Source organism: Actinopolyspora mzabensis (assembly GCF_900101095.1).
GTDB classification, from domain to species: domain Bacteria; phylum Actinomycetota; class Actinomycetes; order Mycobacteriales; family Pseudonocardiaceae; genus Actinopolyspora; species Actinopolyspora mzabensis.
Map to the genome: position 1 here is coordinate 65,008 of NZ_FNFM01000015.1, position 25,666 is coordinate 90,673.

Sequence of the window (25,666 nt, forward strand, 5' to 3'; positions counted from 1 at the left end):
ACTCCCCGTCGCTCCCGCTGCAACCGAGGCGAACTCGTACTTGAACCTCACGTCGCGTGAGGGCGCAGGGTGGTCGGCGAGGTGAGCGAACATGGGTCATTCGGCAGCGGGGAAGGGCCGGGGCGTCGGCGAGGTGGCGCGGCTCTCCGGAGTCACGGTGCGCACGCTGCACCACTACGACGAGATCGGCTTGCTCTCGCCGAGCGGGCGCAGCGCGGCGGGGCACCGCGAGTACTCCGACGCGGACCTCGAACGGCTGCGGCGCGTCCTCGCCTACCGCGAACTCGGATTCGGCCTCACCGACATCGCCGAGATCCTCGACGGCGGTGACCCCACCGACCAGCTGCGGCGGCAGCACCGCCTGCTGACCGAGCGGATAGCTCGGCTGCGGGCGACGCTCGCCACCGTGGAACTCGAACTGGAGGCCAACACGATGGGAATCGATCTCTCCGAGGAGGAGAAGTTCGAACTGTTCGACGGGTTCGACCCGGACGAACACGCCGAGGAGGCCGAGCGGCGCTGGGGCGGCACCGAGCCCTACCGGGAGTCGCGACGCCGCACGGCCTCCTACACCAAGGACGACTGGGCCCGCATGGCCGCAGAGCAGCGCGAGCTGCACCGGGACTTCGCCGCGGCGCTCGCCGACGGAGAGTCCGCCACGAGTGCCCGCGCGATGGAGCTGGCCGAGCGGCACCGCGGGCTGATCACCGGCTGGTTCTACGAGTGCTCCTACGGGATGCAGTGTTCGTTGGCCGAGATGTACCTGGCCGATGAGCGGTTCACGGCCACCTACGAGCGCGAGGTGGGCACCGGTGGTGCCCGGTTCGTGCACGACGCGATCCTGGCCAACGCCGAGCGTGCCGAGCACTCCGGCGGGTGAACGCTCCGACGGGTTGAAGGTGCGGGGAGCCGCCGGGGGCACCAGTGGCTCTTCCGCCACGCGCGTTGTTTCTCCCGCTCAAGTAATCCGAACGGCCGAGTGACGGCACGCGTCCCGGTCGACGAGAATCGGTTCTCGGGCCGATCTTTCCTGGGGGGCTGACCGGTGGGCGAGGACGAGCGGCGGGAATTCACGGTGACGACGGCGCGTCGCGTCGTCGAGTCGTTGGCGCCCGAGGAGCTGTCCTTCTTCGAGGCCGCGAGCGAGGAGTTCCTGCGCGATCCGGAGCGGGCGACGGCGGTTCGGCGGCGCGGCGACGAAGCGCTGGGTTCCGGGATCGACACCGTGGTGGCGCTGCTTTCACCCGCTGCTCTGGCGGTGGCCGCCGCGGTCTACGACCAGCTGGTCGGCAGGGCCGGGGACGCGGTGGTCCGCGGCGGTGACCGGGTGCTGTCCCGACTCCGTGCCCGGTTCCGTCGTCGCGCCGAAGTGGAGCACGAGGACGGGGACGCGGCGGAAGGGTCGACGACGGAACCGGTGACGGCGGAATCGGCGACTGCGGAATCGGCGACTGCGGAATCGTTGCCGGCGGGACCGCTGACCGACGAGCAGCGGGCGCGGGTGCGCGAAGTCGCCGAGGCCCGCGCCAGGGCACTCGGCCTGGCCGAGGACCGGGTGCGACTGCTCGTCGGCGCCATCATGGACTCCCTCGACCGGGCCGACTGATGGATTATTCGCCGCGGGCCATGAACCCGCTCGGAAAATGCCGGTGGTAACGAGTACGAATCGGAGCACGCGACCGTCCGTGGCGGGCCTGCGGGCGCCGAGCGGCACCACGGTGCACTTCGGTTCGCTGATCGCCCTGGCTTTCGGAACAGCGGCGACGATCCACTGGGTGCTGCTGCCTTCCGGCCTGGCCGGCTGGTTTCGCGAATTCGAACGATGCCAGGTGCGTGCGGGGTACTACCCGGGACAGCGCCCCCTGCCACGGCCCGACACCGAACAGCGGTACGACGGGTTCGCCGGATGCCTCGCCGAGCGGATATCCGATCGTCTGTTGTGGACTGTGTTCGGGCTGTTGGTGATGCTCGCGGTCGCGGTGCTGTTCTACCGGCTGCAACCGTGGTGGCGCATCCGGCGGCAGCGGCTGGTGGCGCTGCGCTCCTCCGACAGCCCGGAGCTGGCTTCGTACCTGGAGAGTCTCGTCGCCCAGGCGGAATTACCCCGCGCGCCGGTCTTCCTGATCGACCCGCTCAACCCGCGTGCGGGCGGGCTCGCCTTCGGCCACGGGCGGAGGCGCTACGTTCGGCTCGACGCGGGCCTGCTGACGCTGTTCCGGACCGACCCCGCGTCGTTCCGGGCCGTGGTGCTGCACGAGCTGGCGCACGTGCGCGAGCGGGACGTGCCGATCACCTACTTCGCCCTGGCGGTGTGGCGGTCCTTCCTGTTCACGGCGCTGGCGCCGATGGTGGTGGGCCTGCTCTGGGTGTCCTGGCGGGACGGTGCCCTTCGGAGTTCGCTCGAGATCTCCTGGCGCGTCGCCGGGTTGGTGCTGCTGGTCCACCTGTTCCGCAACGCCCTGCTGCGGACCCGGGAGCACCACGCGGACGCGCGGGTGTCGGCCTGGCTGGGCTCGGCCGATCCCGCGTGGTGCCTGCCCGCCCTGGCGGGAACGGTTGCCCGGCGGCCACCGGTCTGGCTGCGCAGGCATCCGACTCCTTCGAGCCGCGTCGCCGCCCTCCCCGAACCGACCGCGCTGTTCCGCCCCGGCTTCGGCGAGCACTTCGCCGCCGGGGTCGTGCTGCAGCTCGGCTTCGTCCAGTTCGCCATGCCGGTAGTCGCCGCCGGTGCACCGCTCGATGTTTTCCGGTTGCTGAGCGGTGGTTGGGGAATCCTCGTCGCACTGCTCGTGGGTTTCGCGGCGGTGCGCGGGTCGGCCGTCACAGCGGCGCGAGATGGACCACGGCGCGCTCCGGTGGGGCGCCGGCTGGTCCGGAGCTGCCTCGGAGTGGGGGCGGGCGTTCTGCTGGGGGAACGACTTTCGCCGGCCACGCTCGGCGACCCACTGCCCGGAGTCGTGGTGTTCGTCGTGGTCGGACTGCTCGTCGGGCAGCTCGTGCTGCTGGCCTGGTGGGTGTACCGGTGCTCGCGCCTGCTGCATCGCGAACGGATCGCTCGGGCCCGAGTGGCCGGTTGGTCCGCCGTCGGTACGGCCGTGTCGCTGCTCGGCTGGTCCTGGTTGGAGCTGTGGTCGTCCCCGGAGAACCTGGGTCGAGCATCTTCTCAACTGGCACGGCTCGGCACTCCGATAGCGGACCTCGGGAGTCAGGCGGCATGGACCGGCCTGGATCACGCGCTGCTCTCGGCGACGTGGCATCCCGTGGTGATGGGGTTCGCCGCCCGGAACCTCGCGCTGTGCGCGGGCCTGGTGCTGCTGTGGGCGGTGCCGCTGCTGCTGGCGCGCCGCACGCGGATCCGGTTCGCGCTGTCGGCCGGGCTGCTCGGTGCCGTCGCGTGGTTGGTCTTCGATCTCGCGGTCAAGGCGGCGATGCGCGGCACCGTCCCGCTGTCGGAGCGGAGCACCGACCCGTTCCGGGCGGTGCTCTCCGGGTGGGAGTTCGCGGGAGCGGTCGCCGTGCAGTTCGCCGTGGCCGCTGTGGTCGCCGCCGTGCTGTTCCGGAGGTCCGGCTTCGCGCACGCGCTGTTCGCCGCCGCGAGCACGGGGCTGGCTGTCGGCGGCATGATGTGGACGTTCGGACGCCTCGGGGCTTGCGTGCCGCTACTGCACGCGACGGCGACCCGATGCCCGGGAACGACGAGCGGCGAGTACGCCGCGACGGTGCTCGGCGTCGTCACGGTGGAGGGAACCATCGCGGCCCTCGGGGGATACCTGCTCGGCAGCGCCGTCCGCCGGGGGTTACGTGGGTGGAACGTGACCCGCGGTCCGAAATCCGTTCGGACATCGGTCGGTACGGGGAGCCCAGAGTCCGGTCGTGCGGGGCGGATCGTGGCCGTGCTCGTGGCCGCGTCCTCCGTGGTCGTGTTGGCTCTGCCGAACGCGTCCGGTACCGGCGAGGAACCGTTGGAACCGACCGCCGAGCCGGAGAGCACCGCATCCGAGAGCACCGAGTCGGAGCCCGGCACCGAGCCCGGACGCGTCTGGCTCCGGCGTGGGGGCTCGCGACATCTCCGAGCGGTGAGCTCGGCGACGGCCGAGCTCGGGGAAGGCATCAGGTCGAACGCCGAGGTGCGCGAGGTGCGCGGAAGGGCCGTCCGGCTGACCGAGGCCGTGACCGGGGCCCGCCAGTTCCCCGAGCCGCCCGACGGTCGGCGGGCCGAGATCTGGGGCGAGGCGTTGGGCGTTCTCGATGGCTCCGCGCGGCGGCTCGTCGAAGCGCTCGACACCGGCACGCTCGACCGGGAACTCCTGCTCGAAGTCGTCGAATCGCTGGCGCGGGGAGTCCGACTGTTCGAAGAGCTGGTCGGCCTCTGGTGCGGCGAGTACGGGGAGCGAGTGTTGGAGGCGTGTTGACCCGGCCTTCGTGCTCGGCGCCGCCGGGTGTTCGACTCACAACGGCCCGGTCATCCGGAACTCGCTCGGTACGGTGCATCCACCCCCGTCCGAGCGCTATCCTGCCGGACGTAGCCCCCGCTCAGCCAGCGCGCAGCACGCGCCGGGGGATTTCCTTCTCGCTGACCGGCCCTCGCCACAACGGTGTCGCCCCTCATTTTTAGGGCGGTTCCGGTTCGTGGTGCTCGTCGATCACGCCCGAGCACCACGAGGCGTGCTGCGCACCACCAGGATCACCGCGGTCGCGAGCAGCGCAACCACCCCGCGTTCGCCCAGCCATCCGGCACTTGGGCACGGCGCTTTCCCGTCCTTCGCCGCGCCACGGGACAATGCCGTCGACGTGTTCCCGATCCAGGTTGAGGCACAGTGGACACTTCCGAAGCCGTAGACGGAGCAACCCGCCCGGCGTCCCCGCTGCTCCGGGGAATACTGCGGGCGCGCCGCCCGACCGGCGCGGTGGTCGGGATCCTGGTGGTGCTCGGCTGCTTCCTGCTCGGACAGATCGTCAGCGCCATCGCCTTCGCGATGGCCGTGGTGTTCACCGGTGATCTGTCCGTCCTGAGCAGCATGCGGATCGGGCTCGCCTCCCAGGTGGCCCTGACCTGCGGCTTCATCGGTTCCGTGCTGGGGCTGGTGCTGTGGTTGCCGCTCAAGGAGGTCAGGCCGTTCGGCAGTGTCGGGTTCCTGCCCGCGCGACGTCCCGCCCGTTCCGTCTCGCTCGGTGCGGGGGTGGCCCTGCTGGCGATCAGCGTGCTGGTGCTGGGCAACGTCGCGGCGAACCAGCTGGTGTTCGAGAGCTCGGGGGCGGGCTACGCGATCGTGGGCGCGCTCGCGCTGACACTGCTGGGGTTCGTGGTGCAGGCGAGCACGGAGGAGATCCTCACCCGTGGCTACCTGATGCAGGTCACCTGGCGGAAGTGGGGGCTCACGGCCGCGCTGGTCGCACAGGCGGTGGTGTTCACCCTGCTGCACGGTCTCAACACCGGTTTCGGTCCGCTGCCGCTGCTGAACCTGGTGCTGATCTCGTTCGTGCTGGCGTACTGGGCGCTGGCCGAGGGCGGACTGTGGGGAGTGTGTGCCTTCCACACGGTCTGGAACTGGTGCCAGGGCAACATCTACGGCGTCGAGGTGTCCGGCATGAACCTCACGGCCACGCTCGCGGACACGCGCCCCGCCGAGGGCGGCAGCGCGTTGCTCAACGGCGGTGCCTTCGGCATCGAGGGCGGGTTGCCCACCACCGTCGTGCTGCTCTGCCTGCTGGTGATCGCCGTGCTGGCCTATCGCCGCCGTCGTTCGGGCTTCGCGTCCGAGCCCACGCGGCCCTGAGCGAGCACCCCGTCGTTAGCGGAGAGTACCTCTGGAGTCAGCACCTCGCCGTGAGTCGGTACCTCGCCGTGAGTGATCTCGGCACTCCCACTGGTCCTCGGTCCCCGGGTGTGTGCCACGTCGCTTCCCGGGGTGTTCTCGCACTCCGGTTCGCTACACTGCCCGTGGTCCGCGCACTCGGATCCCGGCGGTGGGGCCCGCCGGAACCAACCGCGAGGTTCGCTTCGCCAACGGTCCCTGCCCGTTCGAGAACCTCCGGGTAGGGAACACGTGTTGTCCGATAGTTCGTCTGCTCGTCGGTGGCGGGTGCTCGCCGCCGTCGCTCTCGGCGGTGCGCTGGGATCGTCGCTGCGCTACGGCGTCTCGCTCGCGCTGCCGCACGCCGACGGCGGTGCCGTCTGGCCCACGCTGACCGTCAACGTGCTGGGTTGTCTGGCGATCGGCGCCTTCACCGTGTTCCTCGAAGCCGGCGAGCCGCACCACCTGCTGCGGCCGTTCCTCGGCGTCGGGGTGCTGGGTGGTTTCACCACCTTCTCCAGCTATCTGGCGGATGCGGGCGGGTTGCTGGCCGCCGGACGGCCGCTTTACGCCGCGCTGTACCTGCTGCTGACGGTGCTGCTGGCGCTTCCCGCGGTGATCTGCGGTGCGATGCTGGCCAGGGCGGTCGTCGCGCGTTCGCGGCGAAGCGGTCCCGGCGCCTTTTCCGGCAACGCCCATGACACCGCCCCCGAGACCACCCCTGGAACGGAGTCGCGATGACCCTGCTGCTGGTGGCGCTCGGCGGCGCGGCGGGCGCGGTGCTGCGCTACGGGATCGACCGGGGCGTGCGGCCTGGCCCCGGTTCCGCCTTTCCCCGAGGCACGTTCACCGTCAACGTGGTGGGCTCGTTCCTGATCGCGCTGTTGGTGGGCGGCGCTGCCGTGTTCGACGGTTTCGGCTCTTCCGGGCTGCGCACGCTGCTGGTGGTGGGGCTGTGCGGCGCGTTGACCACGTTCAGCACGTTCGGGCAGGACACCGTCCGGCTCTACACCTCCGGCGCGCGTTCGCACGCCGTCCGGTACGTCTCGGGAACGGTTCTCGGCGGTGTGGCGGCAGCGGGGCTCGGGCTCGGAACCGTCGCGTTGTTCGCGCAGCTCTGATGTTCGTCCTGGTTTGCCGGACGTTCACTTTTCGGGTGGCGAATCCGGTTTTCCGGTGCGGTGCTACCGGTGTTTTGCCATTTCGTGATGTCCTTGGCAGGATGAACGCCGCTTTATCGTGAAAACGGCTCAGGATGCGCTCCGCCGTACGGGTGTCGCGCTCCGCTGTTCGGGTGAGTCGCACGAGCCGTCACAGTTGTCTCACACGCGAGAAAGGTCGTTTCGTTGCTGATCGCCGCGAATGCCACGACGCGTTTCGCCGCCGCGCCCGCGGCGAGCGTGACCGATCCGGTGGTGAACTGGTTCAACGACAATTCCGGAGCGCTGTTCTCCGGATTCGTCAACGTCGTCATCATCCTGCTCGTCGCGGTGGTGCTGCGTGCCGTGCTGGGACGGGTGATCACCCAGGGCGTGCGGCGGATGGTGAGCTCGCACCAGCGGATCAACCAGGCCACCGCCAGGGCCGGGAACCTCGTCGGGCGTAACGGCGCCGAGACCGACAACGCGGGCGAGCGGCAGCAACAACGCGCGCAGACCATCGGTTCGGTGCTGCGCAGCGTGGCCACGACGATCGTGTTCGGCGTGGCCTTCGTGATGATCCTCGGCGAGTTCGGCATAAACCTCGCGCCGATCCTGGCCAGTGCGGGCGTGCTCGGGCTCGCGATCGGTTTCGGCGCGCAGAGCCTGGTCAAGGACTTCCTGTCCGGCGTGTTCATGATGGTCGAGGACCAGTACGGCGTGGGTGACGTGATCGACGCGGGCGACGCCGTCGGCACGGTCGAGGCTGTGACGCTGCGTATCACCAAGATCCGGGATCTCAACGGCGGACTGTGGTACGTGCGCAACGGCGAGATCATGCGGGTCTGCAACATGAACCAGGACTGGGCCAACGCGGTCATCGAGCTCCCGCTGGACTACAGCGTCGACATCGCCCACGCCGAGCGCGTGATCGAGTCGACCATCGGGGACTTCGCCGCCAACAGCGAGTTCAGCTCCAAGATCCTGGAGAAGCCGGATCTCAACGGCGTCATCGGTATCGGCAACGGTTCGGTGACCGTGCGGATCATCGTCAAGGTCAAGCCCGGTGAGCAGTGGGCGCTCGGCCGCGCGTTGCGTGCCCGGCTCAAGCACAGCTTCGACCAGTCCGGGGTGCGGGTGGCCTACCCGGTGCTGCCCACCAACGGAACGGGTGCGGTCAAGCAGGGCTGATTCTCCGGGCGCGCTTTCTCCGGGCGCGCTGGCGCGCCGAAGAGCACCGCCCCGCTCACCGCGAAGTCGAATCCCGAACTCGTCGAGTCCCTTCCCGTTCGCGGGAGGGGACTCGATTCATGTCGGGCCCCGGATTTTCCGTGCTCGCGGGGATTGCCACCCCACTATTCAGTGTTACTATCTACCGGTAGTCAGTATCACTGAGTAGACGGAGGGGCGTTGCCGTGGGCAAGCAGACGACGGAGATGCTCAAGGGCACGCTGGAAGGCGTCGTCCTCGCGATCCTGGCCGGTCGACCCGCGTACGGCTACGAGATCACCGCGTGGTTGCGGGAACAGGGATTCTCCGACATCGCGGAGGGCACCGTCTACGCGCTGCTCGTCAGGCTCGAGAAGCGCGGTCTCGTCGACGTGGCGAAGGTCCCCTCGGAAAAGGGGCCGCCGCGCAAGGTGTATTCCCTCAACGACCAGGGCAGGGAATACCTCGAGGAATTCTGGACGGCCTGGCGATTCCTCTCCGAACGCCTCGAACAGCTCCGCGAAGGGGGCAGATGATCATGATTGTCTCGAAGTTGATCGGCGACAAGCGGCGTTACCGGCAGTACAAGGCACGCATCAAGCGGCTTCCGGAGGACTATCGCACGGCGGTCGAGGCGATCGAGCGGTACCTGATGCATTTCGTTCCCGTTGACAACGAGAGCGCGATCTCGGAGTTCGAGGATCTCGCCGAGCTGTTCGAGCAGGCCGTATCGGACGGAACGCCGATCCGCGAGCTGGTCGGTGACGAGCCAACGGAATTCGTCGAGGAGTTCGCCCGGAACTACACGAAGGGCGGCTACGCCCCCGACAAGGAGCGGCAGCGGTTGCTCCGTGGTATCGAGCGGTCGATCGAGGCAGAGCGAACCAGCCGATGACGTAGCCGCGTACGCGATTCGTTCCTCGCGCCGCCGGCCACTTCCCCGCCACCGGTACCCAGTGGAAGGAATTCCTCGACACCCTCGAGAGCGACCGGTTCGCCCGACAGCGACGAACGGCGAACACCCCCCGCGAAACGACGAATTCGAGGGGCGTCGCACGCGATCACCGATTCCCGGTGGTCGTGAGTCGCTCCTGACGCTCGACCGGCACGCTCCGGTCGGGCGTTCTTCGTTCACCCGCCGCGCCGTGCAGGGAAAGCACTCGGGACGTTCCGGGCGAGCACCAACGAGAGGTCCCGCCGAAGTGTCCCGCCAACCCGCCCGGAGAACTCCGAGCGGTTTCCCCGCGCGATCAGCGTCCCCGCCTGCTCATGATGCGCAGGATCACCAGCGCCAGCAGCCCCAGCAGCGCGCCGCCCAGCAGGTTGGCCAGCACGATGCTGGCGATCGCGGGCCCGGGCAGCGGTGCGGAACTTCCGTACAGCACGATTCGCACGATCCAGTTGAGCACGATCGTCAGCACCCCGTACAGCGTGCCGACGATCGTCAGCGTCAGCACCGGACGCGCCGTCCTGCGCAGCACCACCACGGCCACCCAGAGCGCCGCGACGAGCACGGTGACCACGATCGGGCTCCAGGGCCTGCCCAACGTCTCGTAGACGCGGAGGATGCCCAGCGCCGGTTGGATCAGTCCCAGTATCCCCAGCGCCACGATGGTGCCCCAGTGCAGCCCGACGAAGGGCGAGTTGCGGGCCGGTGTGCTCATCTCGTCCTCGACCGAATTCGTCTCGAAACCGTTGCGACGAGATCAGCATGCCGCCGATCCCCCGCGTCGGCATCCGCACCAGCCCCGAAAGAAGGACATTTCCACTCGTTCGGTCACCGGCCGAGCACGAATCGAATTCCGCGTCGTGTCGGATCGGGCAGTTTTCCACGGGGTGAGCATCGTCGCTTTCCGCGCCTCGGGATCGGCGTTTACACCGGTCATCCGCCCTGCTAGGAAAGTCCTGGATTTCTCGGTCGAGCCCGACGAACGGTGCCCGGCCGTGGTGCGCTTTCACGGTGGGGAGGTTTCGGCGACATGGGTGTGCTGCGTCGCGCCGCGGATCTCGTCGGCAGTTGGTTCGCGTTGCTGGTGCTGCTGGGCGGCGTGGTGGGGATGCTGCTTCCCGACGCCACCAGCACGCTCTCCCCCGCCATCACCCCGCTGCTCGGCGTGATCATGTTCGGCATGGGGCTCACGCTGCGCGCCCGGGACTTCTCGCTGGTGCTGCGCAGACCCTGGGCGGTGCTGATCGGGCTGGTGGCGCAGTACCTGGTGATGCCGCTGGCCGGTTGGGCCATCGGCAGCGCGTTCGGGTTCTCCGCCGCGTTGCTGGCGGGCATGGTCCTGGTGGGATCCACTCCGGGCGGCACGGCGTCCAACGTGGTCGTCTACCTGTCCAGGGGCCACGTCGCGCTGTCGGTGACCATGACCTCGGTCTCCACCCTGCTGGCCCCGCTGCTCACGCCGCTGCTGGTGCTGTGGCTGGCCGGTTCCAGCCTGCCGGTGGACTTCCTCGGGCTGTTCTGGTCGATCATCAAGGTCGTGCTGATTCCGGTGGTGCTCGGCATCGCGATCCGCGCCGCGTTGCCGAGGCTGGTCGAGCGGGTGCTGCCGCTGCTGCCGCTGGTATCGGTGCTCGGCATCGTCGTGGTGGTGGCGGCCGTGGTCGGCGCCAACGCGAGCACGCTCGCCTCGGTGGGGGCGCTGCTGTTGCTGGCCGTGGTGCTGCACAACGCCTTCGGGCTGCTGCTCGGCTACGGCGCGGCCAGGCTGGCCGGGCTGGACGAGGCGTCCCGCCGCGCCATCGGCGTCGAGGTCGGGATGCAGAACTCCGGCCTTGCCGCGAGCCTGGCCACCGCGCACTTCACCCCGCTGGCCGCGCTGCCCGCCGCGCTGTTCTCCGTCTGGCACAACCTCTCCGGGGCGGCGGTGGCGTCGTTCTGGTCGCGCAGGCCCAGCGGCAGCGAGGACCCGGCCACCGACGCGGCCGAACCCGCGCGCGGGTGATTTCCGCCGGGGTGGCGTCGATTTCTCGGGCGTTCGCGGATTTCGCGAGAAATCGACGCCCCGCCCGGGAACCGATTGCGGAAAGAGCGCTGGAAACCCTGCGTGTCGGGGAAGAGCACTAGTATTCGCCGCATGACTGCTGGGGATTCGGTGGATGTGCGGCAGTACCGCTCCAGCACGAGTGTGTCGACCGCGCTGCGCCGCGAGCTGGTGGACTGCTGGGTCGCCGTCACCAACGCGGGCGGCGCGGCCGGTTTCCCGTTCCCGCCGGTGACAACCGCTCAGGTCGAACCGGCCGTGGACGCGTTGTCGGGCGAACTCGCTGAGGATCGCTGCAGGATTCTCGTCGCCGAACGACACGGCGGGGTGCTCGGTTGGCTGGTGCTGCGCGCCGATGCTCCCGCCCTGACCGCTCACAACGGGTCGGTGCACCACGTGCAGAGCCATCCCGCGGCACGTGGTCGGGGAGTGGGTACAGCGCTGCTGTCGCGGGCCCACGAGATCGCCCGCGACGAGCTCGGACTGGAGCAGCTCCGGCTGGCCGCGCGCGACGGTATGGGGTTGGAGAGCTTCTACGCGCGACTGGGCTGGAAGGAGATCGGACGTTGGCCCGGAGCGTTGCGGCTGTCACCCGGCGACGACCGGGACGAGATCCTGATGGCTCTCCACCTCGCGTAGGTGAGCGGGCGGTAGTCGTCGGCCGTCGCCTCGTCGAGGATCTTCACCTCGGAAATTACGTATTTGGCCACAGTGGACGTTCTCGCAGCCGTTTCCGGCGATTTCGTGGGAAATTTATGCCGGGGCGGGGCTGCGGCGCGGGTAATTACGGCGCGGGCGGACGTGGATTTCGCGAGAGATCGAGGCCGTAGCGGAAATCGAGTTGACGCCACGCCCGTACCCGGCGAGGCTCCCCGCATGGGTTCGGCGGGACGTACGGCGGTGGTCACCGGTGTCAGTCGGCGGCAGGGCATCGGCTTCGCGGTCGCGCGACGGTTGCTCTCGGCGGGCATGCGGGTCTGTGCTCAGGGATGGTCGCCGCACGACGTGGAGCTGGGGCTGAGTGGCGGAGCCGAAACCGCTTCCCCGGAGTTCCGCGCCGAGCTCGGCGGTAGCGCGGAGACGTTCTCCCACGTGGAGCTGGATCTCGCCGAGCCCGAGGCCCCGGCCGAGCTGCTGCGGCAGGCCACCGAGCGGTTCGGCTCCGTGGACACCCTGGTGCTGGCGCACGCCCGCAGCTCCGATTTCGACCTCGACGCGCTGTCCGCGACCGAGCTGGATCTGTGCTGGGCGGTCAACGTTCGGGCGAGTCTGCTGCTGGTGCGGGAGTTCGCCCGGCGGTACCGGGACGGCGAGCACGAGGAAGGCGAGCACGGGGAAGGCCGGCGCGAGGGCCGGATCGTGCTGTTCACCTCCGGCCAGCACCTGGCGCCGATGAGCGGCGAGATCCCCTACGCGGCGACCAAGGGCACGCTGCACCAGCTCACCCCCACCCTCTCGGACGCGCTCGTGGAGCGCGGCATCACGGTGAACTGCGTCAATCCGGGGCCGACCGACACCGGCTGGGCCACCGAGGAGCTGACCGCCTCGGTCGGCCGGGCGCTGCCGCGCGGGCGCTGGAACACCCCCGAAGAGGCGGCGGGCGTGGTCGAGCTGCTGCTCGACGAGCGGGCCACGACGATCACGGGTCAGGTACTCGACGCCGAGGCGGGCTTCCGCCGCTGGGTGCGGTGAGAGGTCGGTGGCGTAAGAGGGTGGACAGCGTGTGTTCCGAACGGTGACACCGATGATCGGCCGAGGTCGGACAGCTCTAGGGTCTGGGGCATGGGTTCCTGGGACGACGAAGAACGGGCCGCGTTGCTCGCCCTGCTTCGTGCTCGCCCGGAGAACACGACGTGGCCGCTGATAACCTCCGAAGTGGCCGATTCCGGGAGCGCTCGTGCGGTTTGGGAACGCTGTGCTGCGCCTACCCTTTTCGGCCCAGCCACAAGCGGATTCCACGATGCCGAATCGGAGACAGAGTCCGCGAAGAAAGACATAGCCGCCTGGCGCTCCGCCGAGTTCGACTTCATCACTTTCCGGGACGACGAGTACCCGCAGCAGCTCAGGGAAGTGAACCAGTTCCCACCGTTCGTGTTCGTGCGCGGCACGCTCGTCCCCGGCGAGAACGCGGTTTCGGTGATCGGATCTCGCAATGCCTCGAAGGAAGCGCTGCACACCGCCGTCGACATATCGGCCAGGTTGGTGGGGGCCGGGTTCACCGTGCTTTCCGGGTTGGCTTCGGGGGTCGACACCGCCGCGCACACGTCGGCTCTCGATAACGGCGGTCGGACCGTGGCCTTGATCGGCACCGGTATCCGGCGGGTCTATCCAGCGGCGAATCGCGAGCTGCAGGAGTGGATCGTCCGCGAGGGCATGGTGCTGTCCCAGTTCTGGCCCGATTCACCACCGGCCGAGCACACCTTTCCCGTGCGCAACACCACGATGAGTGCGTACGGAATCGCGACGATGGTCGTGGAGGCCGGGGAGCACAGCGGCGCTCGTATCCAGGCACGCACGGCCGTGGAGCACGGCCGTCCTGTCATTCTGCTGGATTCCGTGGCACGGGGAACCGATTGGGGAGCCGCGCTGCGCGGGCAACCCGGAGTGTTCGTCGCCGAGGACCCGCGGGCCGCGGTCAGCGCCGCCGAACGAGTCGTGGCCGGGAAAGAACAGGTGGAACGGTTGCTCGCCGCACCACGATGACGCCGGAGCTCAGATGGGTAGCGCCCCGCCCCGCTTCGGGGCGGAACTCAGCAGGCTGATCACCGGCTATCCGGCGGAGCGGATCGAGCTCCGGGAGCGGTGGAACGATTGAGCCCCGAGCAACGGCGAGCTACGCGACGGTGCCGACCAGCCCGGGCAGGACCAGCAGGACGAGACCGGCACTGCTCAGAAGCGCGCCGATCGCGTAGCTGGCCTGCCTGCCGTACGGCAGTACCTTCTCGACGGTGATCATGGCGGTGACACCGGCCATCCAGACGAGGCTCATCATGCCCGCGGCCAGCAGCACGGCCATCAGGGCCCAGCAGCAGCCGATGCAGTAGGCACCGTGCCCGCACCCCACCAGCAGCGTGCCGCGCCTGCTGTGGACCGCCCGCTGCCCGTGCCGCATCAGCAGCGCCATCGGCGAGCGGCAGTGCAGCAGGCACCACTGCTTCAGCGGGGTGAACTGGAACAGCCCGGCGATTATCAGCACGGTGGCTCCCGAGCGGGCCGCCGTCGCGCTGCCCGCCATGGCCAGCGTGTCGAAGGCGCGCAGGCACGCGTAGGCCGCCAGCCCCGTCAGCAGCCAGGCGAGCAGGTATCCGACGACCAGCGCCGGGACGCTGCCCGTGCCCGCGCGTCGGTTCCGGAGCAGTCTGCTCATGCCGATGGTGAACGGCGTGATACCGGGCAGCATCATCGCCGTCATCATGATCAGCCAAGTGAGCAGGAAGAATCCGAACCGGGTCCATTCGAAACCGGACGATCCCATCGGCCGCATCCCGGTCAGGATGCCCAACCGCATGCCGGGGGTAGCGAGGCTGTGCGTCAGCAGCCAGGCCAGTGCGGTGAGCGCGAGCAGCACGACCGCCAGCAGGAGTTCGGTTCCGGACAGCGAACCCGGTCCCGGAACGGCCCGAGAACCGGTTCTGCTCGTCACTTCGCGTCCGGTCCCGACCACTCGAAGGGGATGAGTTTGCTGGAGTAGCCGGAGCGGTTCCACTGGAATCCGAAGGCGTCGGCCTGGTCGCTGACGGCCTTGCCCCAGACGGCGGGTGGTTGAGCGGGCCCGACCTCCGCACCGGGAAGGTTGTGGACCTCGACCCGGCTCCCCTCGGCCGCCGTGGGGCCGGTCAGCGCCTCCACTTCCGCTTCGGCCCTGCCGGGTACGCGCACGCTCCACCGGGCGAAGTTCTCCTCGAACGATGCCTCGATGGGGGAGAACTCCATGCCGAGGATCTCCGGGCCGAACATCGCGCCGAACTCGGCGGGCCAGCCGCCCGCCTCGCCGCCGAAGATCCGTTGCAGGGCCTGCCGCTGGTCCTCGTCGCCGCGCTCGTCGATGAACACGGCGGCGTACGGGTCGGTGTGGGTGCCCGCCCAGGGGTTGCCGGTGAAGGAGCCGAGCATCGTGACGTTGAGCTCGTCCAGCGGGGTGTCGCCGAAATTGCCCTCGTTGACGTGCCAGAGCAGGATGCCGCTGCAGTCACCGTAGGTGGGAGGTTGGGCGAAGGAGCAGGGGCAGGGGATCGCGCACTTGCACGCGTCGAACCACACGCCCTTGAGATGCCAGTTCTGCATGGTGGCAGTAGTCATGATCGCCTCACCAGCCTTCGTGGCTGATTACTCGTACACAGTTTCCGCCCCTGGCGAGGGCGGCTGTCAATACGCGGTGCGCGGTTTTTCCCTGGATGCGTGCGAGCTGCCCGTGCTTCACAGTCGTTTCTCGAACCAGTGGTCCGCGTACAGCGCGTCGGAGTACGGTTCGATCTCCTCGTACCCGTTGGCCGCGTAGAGCTTCCTGGCTTCCACCAGGTCGCCGCGAGTGTCGAGCCGGATCGCCCGCATGCCCAGTTCCACGGCGGTCCGCTCGGCGGCGTGCAGCAGCGACGCGCCCAGACCTTGCCTCCTGCTCGACTCGACCACGAACATCCTGGTGAGTTCGCCGGTGCGCTCGTCGTGGTGCCGGAGACCGACGCAGCCCACCGGGCGTCCGTTCACGCGCGCGACGAGGAAGCGGCCGGTATCGCCGGACAGGTCGGTGCTCGGATCCTCGGCCATCGAGGATTCGATCTCGTGGTCGGTGGGCTGCCTACCGAGATAGCGGGCGGTCATCTCCGCGAAGTACTCGCGGAGCAGACCCACGCTTTCCGCCGCTTCGACGTCTACCGCGGAAACGGTGATTTCGCTGCTCGGCGATTTCGACAATTCCACCCTCTCGGATGTCGTGGGTCGTGAAGCGCGACGCTCGGTCGTCGCGGCACCGGGGCGTCGATTTCTCGCTTCGATTCAACCGGTGAAATCGCCGGGCCGGTGCACCGAAGCCAACCGGCCAACGGCACGATCCCGGCCGGGCCGGTCACGAGCAGGACGGGCTCGATTCCGACTCGGACGACGTCGGGGCCGGGGTGCGCCCGGACGCCTCCAATCCTTCGAGGCTTCGTCCCGCCGTGCGCAGACCGAACACCGCGAGTATCACGGAACCGAAGAACAGCAGGCCGCAGAGCATCGCGAACACCCCGCCGAAACCGAGATCCGCCTGGACGTAACCGATCACCACGGGCGCCAGGATCGCTCCGACCCTCGCCATCGCGCTGGCCATGCCCATGCCGCTCGTCCGGATGCCCGTCGGGTAGATCTCCGTCGTGTAGGCGTAGAGCGGCGAAGCCACCCCGTTCATGCAGAACGAGAGCGCGATGTTGAAGCAGAAGATGCTCGTCGCGTTACCGGCCGTGCCGAGTGCCGCCGCGCAGCCGACACTGCCCACCAGGAAGAGCACGATCGTCCACTTGCGGTCCAGACGTTCGCTGATCGACGCCGCCAGGTAGTAACCGGGAATCTGGGCGACCGCACCCGCCATGGCGAAGGCGAAACTCGTGGAGATCGTGAAGCCCTTCAGCACGAGCAGGGTGGGCAGCCAGGTTCCGTAGCCGTACTGCGCCGCCTGAAAGGCGAACCACAGCAGGCACACCACCGTGCTACGCCGCGCCATTCCCGGACCCCACAGCGCCGCCATGCGGCGGAGCGGGTTGCTCCCGTGGTGCGAGCGCTCGTCCTCGCCTCCCCCGGCTTCGCTTCCGATGGTCCCTTTCTCCGGTGGCGCGGGTACCGCGTTCCCGGCTTCGGCGGTCTCCCGCTCGATCCGCTCGACGATTTCCCGGGCCTCGTCGACGCGTCCCTTGTCGATCAGGAACCGCGGTGACTCCACCATCGTCCGGCGCCACCACAGCAGGAGCAGCACCGGCAGCGCACCGCTCAGGCACGCGATCCGCCAGCCCGGTTCCGGCTGGGGGCTGATCACCAGGACCGCCGTCAACCCGGCGAGCGCGTGGCCGACGCCGAGGAACATCATCGTCCTGCCGATGCTGCGACCCCGGTTGCGGCGCGGCAGGAACTCCGAGATGTAGGGCACGATCGTCGTGGCCTCGGCTCCGATCCCGATGCCGCTCAGCACGCGCCACAGGATCAGCTCTCCCGGACCGGTGGCCGTGGCCGCCAGCAGCGTGAACACCACGTAGACGAACAGCGCGTACATCAGCACCCGGCGGCGCCCGATCCAGTCCGCGAGCACTCCGGCGAGCAGCGAGCCGATCAGGTAGCCGATGAACACCGACGCCAGCAGCCACCCGGCCACAGTGGAGTCCACTGCCCAGATCGTCACCACGGCCGATGCCGCGTAGGCGAGCAGCACCCCGTCGTATGCCTCGAAGAGGTGGCCCATCCCGCCCTGCAGCATGAGTCGGCGGTGCGGTTTCGACTGGGGAAGACGATCGAGTCGGGCGAGCAACTCGGCCCCGGAGGGACCCCGGGTTGATGCGGTCATCGGCCGCTCCTCACTGAACCACGGTGCGCGGAACTTCCAGCACCTTTATTGGACAATCTGTCCATTAAGTGACGATGAGCACATGACTGTAGGGCCCGTAGTCCGCTGGTTCAAGAGGTGCGGAGTCGGCGACGATCGAGCGCCGGCCCCGGGGCTGCCTTCGGTGGCGGGGTGCGATCGGGGTTGATTCTTCAGCCCCGTCGCAGGTCGTGGCCGGTTCAGCTGGGTGCGTCGAACCCGCTGGCCCAGTAGCGGCCGTGCATGGCGAGTTCGAGCAGCATCCGGGTGACCTCCTCGGCGGGCATCGGCGGAGCGTCGTGCTCCACCCACCAGCGCAGCACGGCGAGTTGCTCGCCGACCCACACCCTGGCCAGCAGCTCGGAGTCGATGCGCGGGGTGACCCCGTTGCGTTCGGCGCGCAGCCGGAACTGCTCGCTCGTGGCCCGCGCCAGCGAGTCCGTGAACATCTGCAGCGGTCTGCCGTCGCCCTCCCCGCGCAGCACGATCCGGTACCTGTCCCGCTCGTCCCTGGCGTGCCGCAGCAGTTCGAGCAGCGGTTTGCCGGTGAAGCCGATCGCGCTCTCGGTGACGGCCGGTTGCATCCGTTCGGCCAGCTCGGCCACGAGGTCGGAGGTCACCCTGGTGAACAGGTCCTCCTTGCCCTGGAAGTGGCTGTAGAAGGTGGCGCGCGCCGCGTCGGCGCGCTCGGCCACGTCCTCCACGGTGATCGCGGTGAAGCCGCGTTCGAGCACCAGCGCCACCAGTGCGTCGCTGAGTGCGCGCCGGGTTCGCTTGGTGCGCCTGTCCTCGGCCATCGGTTCCTCTCGTCCCCGTCGTCCGCGCGGCGACCCCACGTCGGGACGCCGCGCACAGCCGGACCAGTGTAGGAAAGCTTGACAGCCGTACTGTTTCTGAACAGAGTGTATGAAAATGCTCAGACTGTCTTCTAGTGATGGTGGTGGTGTCGATGAACCTGGGCACGTACCTGAGCCGCAGCGCCCGGTACTGGCCGGACAGACCGGCGCTGGTCTGCGGTGATCGAGCCTGGACCTACCGGGAGTTCGAGACCCGGGCCAACCGGCTGGCCGCCGCGCTCGACGGAGCTCTCGGCGTGGGCAGGGGCGACGCGGTGGCCGCCCTGGCGTGGAACCGCGGCGAGCTGGTCGAGATCGAGTTCGGCCTCTACAAGGCGGGGACGACCCGAGTTCCGATCAACGCGCGCCTCGGCCGGGACGAGATCGCACACATCCTGCGGGACGCGTCGGTGCGGGTCCTCGTCTTCGACGCCGCGCACCGGCAGGTCGCGCTCGACGCCGTCTCGGACGCCGGTAACGGGTGCGTCCCCGTCCAGCTGGACGATCCGGGTGACGCCCCCGACGAGGTGGGAACCACCCCGGAAACCACTCCGGCAACCGAAGTGTGGTCCTACGAGCAGCTCATCACCGCGGGAAGCCCCGATCCCGTGTCTGTCGAGGTCGATCCGGACGAGGTCGCGGTACTGAACTTCACCTCCGGCTCCACCGGCACGCTCAAGGCCGCCGTGCAGACCTTCGGCAACCGGCTGGCCAACATGCGCAAGCAGCTGATGAGCGAGGACTCCCGCCCCGGAACCGAGACCCGCTACCTGGCGTGCGGGCCGATCACCCACGCCACCGGGATGGGACTGCTCAGCGGAGTCTTCGGCGGCTGCACCACCCACGTCCTGCCCGCGTGGAGCGCGGAATCGTTCCTGGACACGGTGGAGCGGGAACGCATCACCGCCACCTTCCTCGTGCCCGCCATGCTCGGCATGGTGCTCGAACACCCCCGTGCGGCGGAGCGCGATCTGTCCAGCCTGACCAGTGTCCGCGTCGGAGGCGCACCGGTCTCACCGCGAGCGCTGCGGGAGGCCGTCAACCTGTTCGGACCCGTGGTGGCGCAGGGCTACGGCCTGGCCGAGACCACCAGCGTGATAACCGGCCTGAACAGCGAGGAGATCGCGGCGGCCACCACCGAGGACCCCGAACTGCTGCGCTCCTGCGGCCGGGCCGCCTACGACACGGAGGTCCGCGTCGTGGACGAGCACGGCGCGGAACTCCCGCCGGGCGAGATAGGCGAGATCGTCGCCCGCGGCCCCGACTGCGTTCCCCGCTACTGGAACGAGCCCGAGCTGTCCGCACGCACCTTCCGCGACGGCTGGGTGCACACCGGCGACCTCGCCTGGATGCGCGAGGACGGCTACCTGTTCATCGTGGACCGCAAGAAGGACATGATCATCTCCGGCGGGTTCAACATCTACTGCACCGAGGTGGAGGCCGCCCTGCACGAACACCCCTCGGTCGGCGAGGCGTGCGTGGTCGGGGTTCCCGACGAGAAGTGGGGCGAGGCCGTCAAGGCGGTGGTGGTCCCGCGCGCGGGCCACGATCCGAGCGCCGACGAGCTGATCGAGTTCTGCGCGGAACACCTCGACCGGCTCAAGAAACCACGATCGGTCGACTTCCTGCCCGAACTCCCCCGGAACCGCAACGGCAAGACCGACCGCAAGGCGGTGCGCGAACCGTACTGGGCTGCGGCGGAGCGTCGGGTGAACTGAGCGGAACAGGAGAGCGAGCATGACATTCTCACTGCGTCCCGAATACGGCGACACCGAACTGTCCGCGCTGGTCGAGCGGCTGCGGGACTACCTGGAGGGGGAGCTCGCCGAGTACGAGCACCACCGCGGCATCACCCGTGAGGGCCGACTCACCCGTGCCGACCTGGAACCGGTGTGGCGGCGCAGCCGTGAACTCGGCTTCTACGGCATACACCTGCCCACCGAGTACGGCGGGCAGGCGCTGAGCTTCACGGCGCTCGCCGCGCTCAAGGAGGAGGTGGGCGCCAGCGAACGACTGCTCGGCCACAGCGTGCTCGGCGACATGGGCGGACCGCTGCGCGCCGGGGACGTGCTCCGGCACGCCACCGAGCACCAGCTGCGGGAGTACCTGCTTCCCGTGGTGCGCGCGGAACGGGCCTGCTGCTTCTCGCTGACGGAGAAAGAAGCGGGCTCCGACGTCCGCTCGATGAGCACGACCGCGGTGCCGGAGCGGGACGGCTACCGGATCACCGGGCACAAGGTGTTCAGCTCGGCGGGCCCCTTCGCGGACTTCGCCGTCGTCGTCGCGCGCATGAACGACACCGAGAACTCCTTCTCCGCGTTCCTCGTCGACCTGGACAGCCCCGGCTGCACCGTGCTCGACGGTGAGACCCCGATGTCCGGGGAGCACATCGAGAGCGACGTCGTGCTGCGGGACTGCTTCGTGCCCGCCGCGAACCTGCTCGGCGCGGAGGGCGAGGGCATGCGCATCGCGCTCGGTCGCGTGACCACCAACAGGTTGTTGCACTGCCCCTCGGTGCTCGGCGCGACCCGCCGCGTCATCTCGCTCACGCGCCAGCGGGCACTGACGCGGAAGGTCGCCAACGGACAGACGCTGCTGGAACTGCAGGCCATCCAGCACAAGCTGGCGGACATGGCCGCCGAGTTCTACGCCGCGCGCTCCATGACCTACGAGGCGCTGCGGGCGCTGGACAACGGCGCTGACGTCCGCACGGAAGCGTTCATGTGCAAGCTGTTCGTCGCGGAGTCGGCCTTCCGCATCGCGGACGAGGCCGTGCAGATCCACGGCAAGGAGGGGCTCACGCAGGGCAGCGAGATCGAGCACCTGTTCCGGAAGATCCGGATGTTCCGCGTGCTGACCGGGACCTCCGAGATCCAGCGCAACGGCATCGCGAAAGGCCTGGCCCGACTTGAGCACTGAGCAGTCCACCCCGGAGAGCCGTTCTCCGGACCACGCGCCGAATCCGCCCAGCGAACACGTGATCGCCGCCCACCGCCGCGCGGCCGCGGCACTGCCGTGGTCGAACCGGGAGGACCTCGCCGACGCCGAGCGGGGGCTGCTGGCCGAACCCGAGCAGCGCACCGTCACCGACGACGAGGGGCGCACCGTGTGGGACTTCGAGCGGTACCGCTTCCTCGAAGCCGAACCGCCGGACTCGGTGCACCCCTCGCTGTGGCGCCAGGCGCGGCTGCTGGCGAGGGCCGGGTTGTTCGAGGTCGTGCCCGGTGTCTACCAGGTGCGCGGATTCGACCTGTCCAACATGACCCTCGTCGAGGGGGAACGCGGCGTCGTCGTGGTGGACCCGCTGATCAGCGTGGAGACCGCTCGCGCGGCGTTCGAGCTGTACCAGCGGTACCGGGGACCCCGGCCGATCACCGGTGTGGTGTTCACCCACAACCACGTCGACCACTTCGGCGGGGTGCTCGGGCTCACCGTTTCCGGCGCCCGCGAACTCGCTGACGTCGAGGTCATCGCGCCCGAGGGCTTCACCGAGCACGCCGTGGACGAGAACGTCTACGCAGGCCCGGTGATGTCCCGGCGTGCCGGTTTCATGTACGGCTCCGGCCTGCCCGCCGACCCGCGTGGCCAGGTGGGGGTGGGGCTCGGGCTGGGCACGTCCTCCGGGCGGGTGAGCCTGATCCGGCCGAACGTCCACATCGAACGGACCGGGCAGCAGCACACCGTCGACGGGGTGCGGATGGTCTTCCAGCTGGTCGCCGACACCGAGGCCCCGGCCGAGCTGAACTTCCACCTCCCCGGCTTCGCCGCGCTGTGCGTGGCCGAGACCGCCACCCACACCCAGCACAACCTGGGGACGCTGCGCGGCGCCCCGGTGCGCGACGCCCGAGCCTGGGCGCGGGCGCTCACCGAGACCATCCGGCTGTTCGGCGCGGATTCGGAAGTCCTCTTCGCGGGACACCACTGGCCCACCTGGAGTTCCGAACGGGTCGTGCGGTTCCTCGGGCTGCAGCGCGACCTCTACACCTACCTGCACGACCAGACCCTCCGGCTGATGAACCGGGGACTGGGACCCGCCGAGATCGCCGAGACGCTGGAACTGCCCGAGACGTTGCGGGACAGCTGGCACGCACGCGGCTACTACGGCTCGACCAGCCACAACGTCAAGGCCGTCTACCAGCGCTACGTCGGTTGGTTCGACGGCAACCCCGCCAACCTGTGGCCGCATCCACCCGCCGCTGCCGCCACCCGGTACGTGCGTTTCATGGGCGGCTCCGGGAACGTCCTGCGCATGGCCGAGCGGAGCTACTCGGAAGGCGACTACCGGTGGGTCGTCGAGGTGGTCAACCACGTCGTCCACACCGAACCCGACAACGAGCGGGCGCGACTGCTGCAAGCCGACGCGCTGGAGCAGCTCGGCTACGGCGCGGAGAACGCCACGTGGCGCAACTTCTTCCTGACAGGCGCCGCCGAACTCCGGGCGGGAGGCCCTGCCGCGCAGCCGCGTTCGGGAGGCGGCGGCATGCTGGCCGCCCTGAGCCTGCCGCAGCTCTTCGAGAGCATCGCGGTTCGGGTGAACGGCCCCCGGGCCGCGCGCGGCCGGGCGCACATCGTGTGGGAGGTCGAGGACGAGAACGTCCGGCGCCACACGGTGCTGTCCAACGGGGCGCTCGTGCACGACGAGAGCAATCCCGTGCCGGGCTCGGCACCCGGACTGATACTGCGACTGCGACGCGCCGTACTGAACCGGATCGCCGCGCGCCCGGCCGACTTCCGGGAGCACGTGGCAAGCGGTGACGTGCGCGTCGAGGGCGAGCTCGCGGCCCTCGAAACGCTCGCGGACGTCGTGGAGCAGCCCAGGCGGGACTTCCCCGTGGTCACGCCCGTGGACGCCGGTGCTCCGGAGACCGGTCGCTGATTCCCGGCACGTTCCGCTGTGTACTGCCAGCTTCCATCGGTCGGCTGGGTTTCGAGCTGAGTTCCGCGAATGGGCCAGGCAGCGCCCGTTCGGCTGGTAGCTTGCCCTGGCTGTAGCCGATACGAGGAGCGAACATGACCGACAGCGGATCGGGGTTCGGCGTCGACCTGTACCGCCTGGAGAAGGTCGCCAAGGACTACCTTCCCACGGTGTCCGGGGTCTACGACAAGGCGCTCGGCCATTGCGAGGACGCGCAGCGCGCGGTGAACGGCTTGTCCGGCGTGCCGGAGCAGTTCCACGGCCCGGGCGGCTCGATGGCCCAGGCGTACGGCCAGCTGCACGGCGCGATCACCGGGGTGCTGAAGTCGACCAGGACCAGCCTGGACGAGACCGCGGACGCGCTGCACGAGACGGTGCGGATGTACGCGGAGGCCGACCAAGGAGTTTCGGACGAGCTGGATCGGTTGATGCAGCAGCAGGGCACCCCGAAGCCGGAGGGGAACTCGTGAGCTTCGACCAGCTGATGTCCAAGGCGAAAGAGATCGAGGAAGGCGCCGTCGACGCGGAATACCGCCAGCTGGCCCAGTACGGCGGCAGGCCCGACTACGGCAGGATCAAGGAGAAGTACCAGGACTGCGCGACACCCCTGTTCGAACCGTTCACCCGAATTCCGGATCCGGGGAACTACCAGGGGATCATCGACCAGCTGCACGGTGCCATGAGCTGTCTCTCGAACGGGGCGCACATGCGGGACCCCATCAGTGGGGACTCCATCGGTGCGAACAACGACCTGCGGTCGATCGAGACGGCGGCCGACGATCTGAACGACTGGAGCGGGATGGCCGCCCACGCGTTCAAGGCCAACTTCCTCGACCCGTTTCCCGCCGTCGCGAGTAACCAGTTCCTGGTGCTGGGGATCATGAAAGGTGCGGTCGAAGCGGATCAGGAGGTTTGGAGGAGAACGCGAGATGACATCGAAGGCATAGCGGACAGCACTATTGATGCGTTGGACAACGTGGCCAGCTGTAGCAAGAGCGACTTCGAGTTCACTTTGTCGGTGGCCAGCGCGGTGGCGGCTATCGGTGCCATCCCCTTCACCGGTGGTGCCTCGGTGGCCTTCGCGGCGGTGGGCGCCGCCTCGGCCGTGGGAGGTGCGGCGCAGAAGGGTTTGAAAGCGGTGAAGAAGAACGGCGGCACGGCGGAGCAGGTCATCAACTCCATGAAGGAGGGGATCGACGAGCTCAACGAAGAAATTCGCAAGGATCAGGGCGAGATCACCAAGGCGCTGAACGGTTACGCCGGTGAGGTCGATCGGCAGAACAAGGCGGATTCCCCGTTCGTCTCGGCGCGGCCGAAGCTCGCGGGCATGTCGGGCAGCGTTTTGACCAGTGACAAGGGCGTCGGCGGCCACGACTAGGAGGAGTGAGAGCAGTGGGTGAGCTGGCCGAGCGGCTGGACAGCATCCGGGTGCGTGCGAGTGCTCCGGGGATGGACATTCAGGCAGAGTTGCGTAACCGCACCGAGTTCTCGCTCTCGTTCGGCGAGAGCGTGTACGAGTTCGCCGACGAGCGCGCCCTGGAGCGGGCGTTGGCGAGTATGGCGCGGCTGCTCTACGTCGGGTGGCAGCGGCAGTATCAGGACGCGATCAGCGGGGCCAACCTGGACACCGAGCCGCGTGATCAGCACGACTCCGATTTCCAGGCGGAGTGCCGCGCGGTGGAGTCCCACGGCGAGTCGAGCGACGGCCGCTTCGCGTTGTCGGCCGTGGGCATGGACGAGTTCACCGCGCGGATCAAGCGCGGCAGCCTGCGTGAACTGCGGGAGGAGGAGTTCGCCGCGCGGGTGGGCGAGGTGGCTACCAGGTTGGTGCAGGATTACCAGGCGAGGACGACCGAGCTGAAGCTGAGGTACTACGGATGATCGGGCGGGCGTTACGGGGCATCGCTGTGTTGTTGGCGGGGTTGGGGGTGGTCTCGGCGTGTGGTTCGTCGGATCGGCCCAGGGAGTTGTCGGTGAGCGACGTGAAGCCCTGCGACCTGATCAACAGCGAATCGGTGCAAGGGATGCGGATAGGCCAGGAATCGCAGAAACTTGGCTTTGCTCCCGGAATAGAGGCGGAAGGCAGTACCTGTTTCTACAGTATCAAGATCGGGAACAGGATATACGTCAACACGATAACGAACCAAGGGATCGATCGGTGGATTGATCCTTCTGATGAAGATGCGAGATCCGAGGAGGTTTCCCGGATCCAGGGTTTTCGTACGATCAAGGTGTGGT

At 68.8% G+C, this 25,666-nt stretch carries 25 protein-coding genes and 1 pseudogene; 20 read left to right on the forward strand and 6 right to left on the reverse strand.

All coding sequences use genetic code 11. From position 1 onward, the window contains the following. Nucleotides 1-91: 91 nt before the first annotated feature. The 9 genes from BLR41_RS21640 (at nt 92) to BLR41_RS21680 (ending at nt 9,038) form a co-directional block, all read left to right on the forward strand. Nucleotides 92-880 (forward strand): MerR family transcriptional regulator, encoded by a 789-nt coding sequence (locus tag BLR41_RS21640; RefSeq protein ID WP_092632446.1) that lies wholly within the window; start codon nt 92-94, stop codon nt 878-880. Between the two features lie 195 nt (nt 881-1,075). Then, nucleotides 1,076-1,606 (forward strand): hypothetical protein, encoded by a 531-nt coding sequence (locus tag BLR41_RS21645; RefSeq protein WP_143013160.1) that lies wholly within the window; start codon nt 1,076-1,078, stop codon nt 1,604-1,606. A 43-nt stretch (nt 1,607-1,649) separates the two neighbouring features. Next, the gene (locus BLR41_RS21650; RefSeq protein WP_176798094.1) at nt 1,650-4,412 is read left to right on the forward strand and encodes a M48 family metalloprotease; all 2,763 of its coding nucleotides are present in this window, start codon (nt 1,650-1,652) and stop codon (nt 4,410-4,412) included. 405 nt (nt 4,413-4,817) lie between these two features. Beyond that, nucleotides 4,818-5,777, forward strand: coding sequence for a CPBP family intramembrane glutamic endopeptidase (locus tag BLR41_RS21655; RefSeq protein ID WP_245694704.1), 960 nt, complete (start codon nt 4,818-4,820; stop codon nt 5,775-5,777). A gap of 270 nt (nt 5,778-6,047) precedes the next feature. Beyond that, the gene (locus BLR41_RS21660; RefSeq protein ID WP_425426941.1) at nt 6,048-6,536 is read left to right on the forward strand and encodes a fluoride efflux transporter FluC; all 489 of its coding nucleotides are present in this window, start codon (nt 6,048-6,050) and stop codon (nt 6,534-6,536) included. After that, entirely contained in the window at nt 6,533-6,916 is a 384-nt protein-coding gene (locus BLR41_RS21665; RefSeq protein ID WP_092632458.1) for a fluoride efflux transporter FluC, read from the forward strand. The genes BLR41_RS21660 and BLR41_RS21665 overlap by 4 nt, the downstream gene beginning before the upstream one ends. A gap of 225 nt (nt 6,917-7,141) precedes the next feature. Next, nucleotides 7,142-8,125 (forward strand): mechanosensitive ion channel family protein, encoded by a 984-nt coding sequence (locus BLR41_RS21670; RefSeq protein WP_092632461.1) that lies wholly within the window; start codon nt 7,142-7,144, stop codon nt 8,123-8,125. A gap of 224 nt (nt 8,126-8,349) precedes the next feature. Next, the gene (locus BLR41_RS21675; RefSeq protein WP_092632464.1) at nt 8,350-8,679 is read left to right on the forward strand and encodes a PadR family transcriptional regulator; all 330 of its coding nucleotides are present in this window, start codon (nt 8,350-8,352) and stop codon (nt 8,677-8,679) included. Beyond that, on the forward strand, nt 8,676-9,038 hold the full coding sequence (locus BLR41_RS21680) for a DUF1048 domain-containing protein (protein ID WP_092632467.1): 363 nt from the start codon (nt 8,676-8,678) through the stop codon (nt 9,036-9,038). The genes BLR41_RS21675 and BLR41_RS21680 overlap by 4 nt, the downstream gene beginning before the upstream one ends. 355 nt (nt 9,039-9,393) lie before the next feature. Here BLR41_RS21680 and BLR41_RS21685 read toward each other — a convergent pair whose 3' ends face one another. Beyond that, nucleotides 9,394-9,807: a hypothetical protein gene (locus BLR41_RS21685; protein ID WP_092632471.1), complete on the reverse strand. Its 414-nt coding sequence runs from the start codon at nt 9,805-9,807 to the stop codon at nt 9,394-9,396. A 315-nt stretch (nt 9,808-10,122) separates the two neighbouring features. On the opposite strand from BLR41_RS21685, the gene BLR41_RS21690 reads away from it, so the two are divergent. The 4 genes from BLR41_RS21690 (at nt 10,123) to BLR41_RS21705 (ending at nt 13,836) form a co-directional block, all read left to right on the forward strand. Further along, the gene (locus BLR41_RS21690; RefSeq protein WP_092632474.1) at nt 10,123-11,094 is read left to right on the forward strand and encodes a bile acid:sodium symporter family protein; all 972 of its coding nucleotides are present in this window, start codon (nt 10,123-10,125) and stop codon (nt 11,092-11,094) included. Between the two features lie 132 nt (nt 11,095-11,226). After that, nucleotides 11,227-11,772 (forward strand): GNAT family N-acetyltransferase, encoded by a 546-nt coding sequence (locus tag BLR41_RS21695; RefSeq protein WP_092632477.1) that lies wholly within the window; start codon nt 11,227-11,229, stop codon nt 11,770-11,772. Nucleotides 11,773-12,009: 237 nt separating this feature from the next. Then, nucleotides 12,010-12,825, forward strand: coding sequence for an SDR family oxidoreductase (locus tag BLR41_RS21700; protein WP_092632480.1), 816 nt, complete (start codon nt 12,010-12,012; stop codon nt 12,823-12,825). 90 nt (nt 12,826-12,915) lie between these two features. Beyond that, nucleotides 12,916-13,836 carry a DNA-processing protein DprA gene (locus tag BLR41_RS21705; protein WP_092632483.1) on the forward strand — a complete coding sequence of 307 codons (921 nt, stop codon included), beginning with the start codon at nt 12,916-12,918 and terminating at the stop codon, nt 13,834-13,836. Nucleotides 13,837-13,966: 130 nt separating this feature from the next. Here the strand turns inward: BLR41_RS21705 and BLR41_RS21710 are convergent, their stop codons facing one another. From BLR41_RS21710 to BLR41_RS21730, 5 genes are all read right to left on the reverse strand, one after another. Continuing rightward, nucleotides 13,967-14,776 (reverse strand): DUF2182 domain-containing protein, encoded by an 810-nt coding sequence (locus BLR41_RS21710; RefSeq protein WP_092632532.1) that lies wholly within the window; start codon nt 14,774-14,776, stop codon nt 13,967-13,969. After that, nucleotides 14,773-15,432: a DUF1326 domain-containing protein gene (locus BLR41_RS21715; protein ID WP_092632486.1), complete on the reverse strand. Its 660-nt coding sequence runs from the start codon at nt 15,430-15,432 to the stop codon at nt 14,773-14,775. Before BLR41_RS21715 ends, BLR41_RS21710 begins: the two co-directional genes overlap by 4 nt. Before the next feature lie 117 nt (nt 15,433-15,549). Further along, nucleotides 15,550-16,044 carry a GNAT family N-acetyltransferase gene (locus tag BLR41_RS21720; protein WP_218120310.1) on the reverse strand — a complete coding sequence of 165 codons (495 nt, stop codon included), beginning with the start codon at nt 16,042-16,044 and terminating at the stop codon, nt 15,550-15,552. A 151-nt stretch (nt 16,045-16,195) separates the two neighbouring features. Then, nucleotides 16,196-17,659, reverse strand: a complete 1,464-nt coding sequence (locus BLR41_RS21725; RefSeq protein ID WP_092632489.1) for an MFS transporter — start codon at nt 17,657-17,659, stop codon at nt 16,196-16,198. Between the two features lie 218 nt (nt 17,660-17,877). After that, the gene (locus BLR41_RS21730; RefSeq protein WP_092632492.1) at nt 17,878-18,474 is read right to left on the reverse strand and encodes a TetR/AcrR family transcriptional regulator; all 597 of its coding nucleotides are present in this window, start codon (nt 18,472-18,474) and stop codon (nt 17,878-17,880) included. Nucleotides 18,475-18,626: 152 nt separating this feature from the next. Here BLR41_RS21730 and BLR41_RS21735 point away from each other — a divergent pair, with 152 nt between their 5' ends. The 7 genes and pseudogenes from BLR41_RS21735 to BLR41_RS21765 all read left to right on the forward strand — a co-directional run. Continuing rightward, nucleotides 18,627-20,231, forward strand: coding sequence for an AMP-binding protein (locus BLR41_RS21735; protein WP_092632538.1), 1,605 nt, complete (start codon nt 18,627-18,629; stop codon nt 20,229-20,231). 19 nt (nt 20,232-20,250) lie between these two features. Further along, nucleotides 20,251-21,432, forward strand: a complete 1,182-nt coding sequence (locus tag BLR41_RS21740; RefSeq protein ID WP_092632495.1) for an acyl-CoA dehydrogenase family protein — start codon at nt 20,251-20,253, stop codon at nt 21,430-21,432. Then, the gene (locus tag BLR41_RS21745; protein ID WP_218120311.1) at nt 21,422-23,389 is read left to right on the forward strand and encodes an alkyl/aryl-sulfatase; all 1,968 of its coding nucleotides are present in this window, start codon (nt 21,422-21,424) and stop codon (nt 23,387-23,389) included. Before BLR41_RS21740 ends, BLR41_RS21745 begins: the two co-directional genes overlap by 11 nt. 134 nt (nt 23,390-23,523) lie before the next feature. Continuing rightward, a complete protein-coding gene (locus BLR41_RS21750; protein WP_092632498.1) occupies nt 23,524-23,898 on the forward strand; it encodes a hypothetical protein in 375 nt (124 codons plus the stop codon). Next, nucleotides 23,895-24,806, forward strand: a complete 912-nt coding sequence (locus tag BLR41_RS21755; RefSeq protein ID WP_092632501.1) for a hypothetical protein — start codon at nt 23,895-23,897, stop codon at nt 24,804-24,806. Before BLR41_RS21750 ends, BLR41_RS21755 begins: the two co-directional genes overlap by 4 nt. Nucleotides 24,807-24,811: 5 nt before the next feature. Then, on the forward strand, nt 24,812-25,309 hold the full coding sequence (locus BLR41_RS21760; protein WP_245694706.1) for a hypothetical protein: 498 nt from the start codon (nt 24,812-24,814) through the stop codon (nt 25,307-25,309). 92 nt (nt 25,310-25,401) lie between these two features. After that, nucleotides 25,402-25,666 (forward strand): annotated as a pseudogene (locus tag BLR41_RS21765) (DUF3558 family protein); the annotation flags it as partial.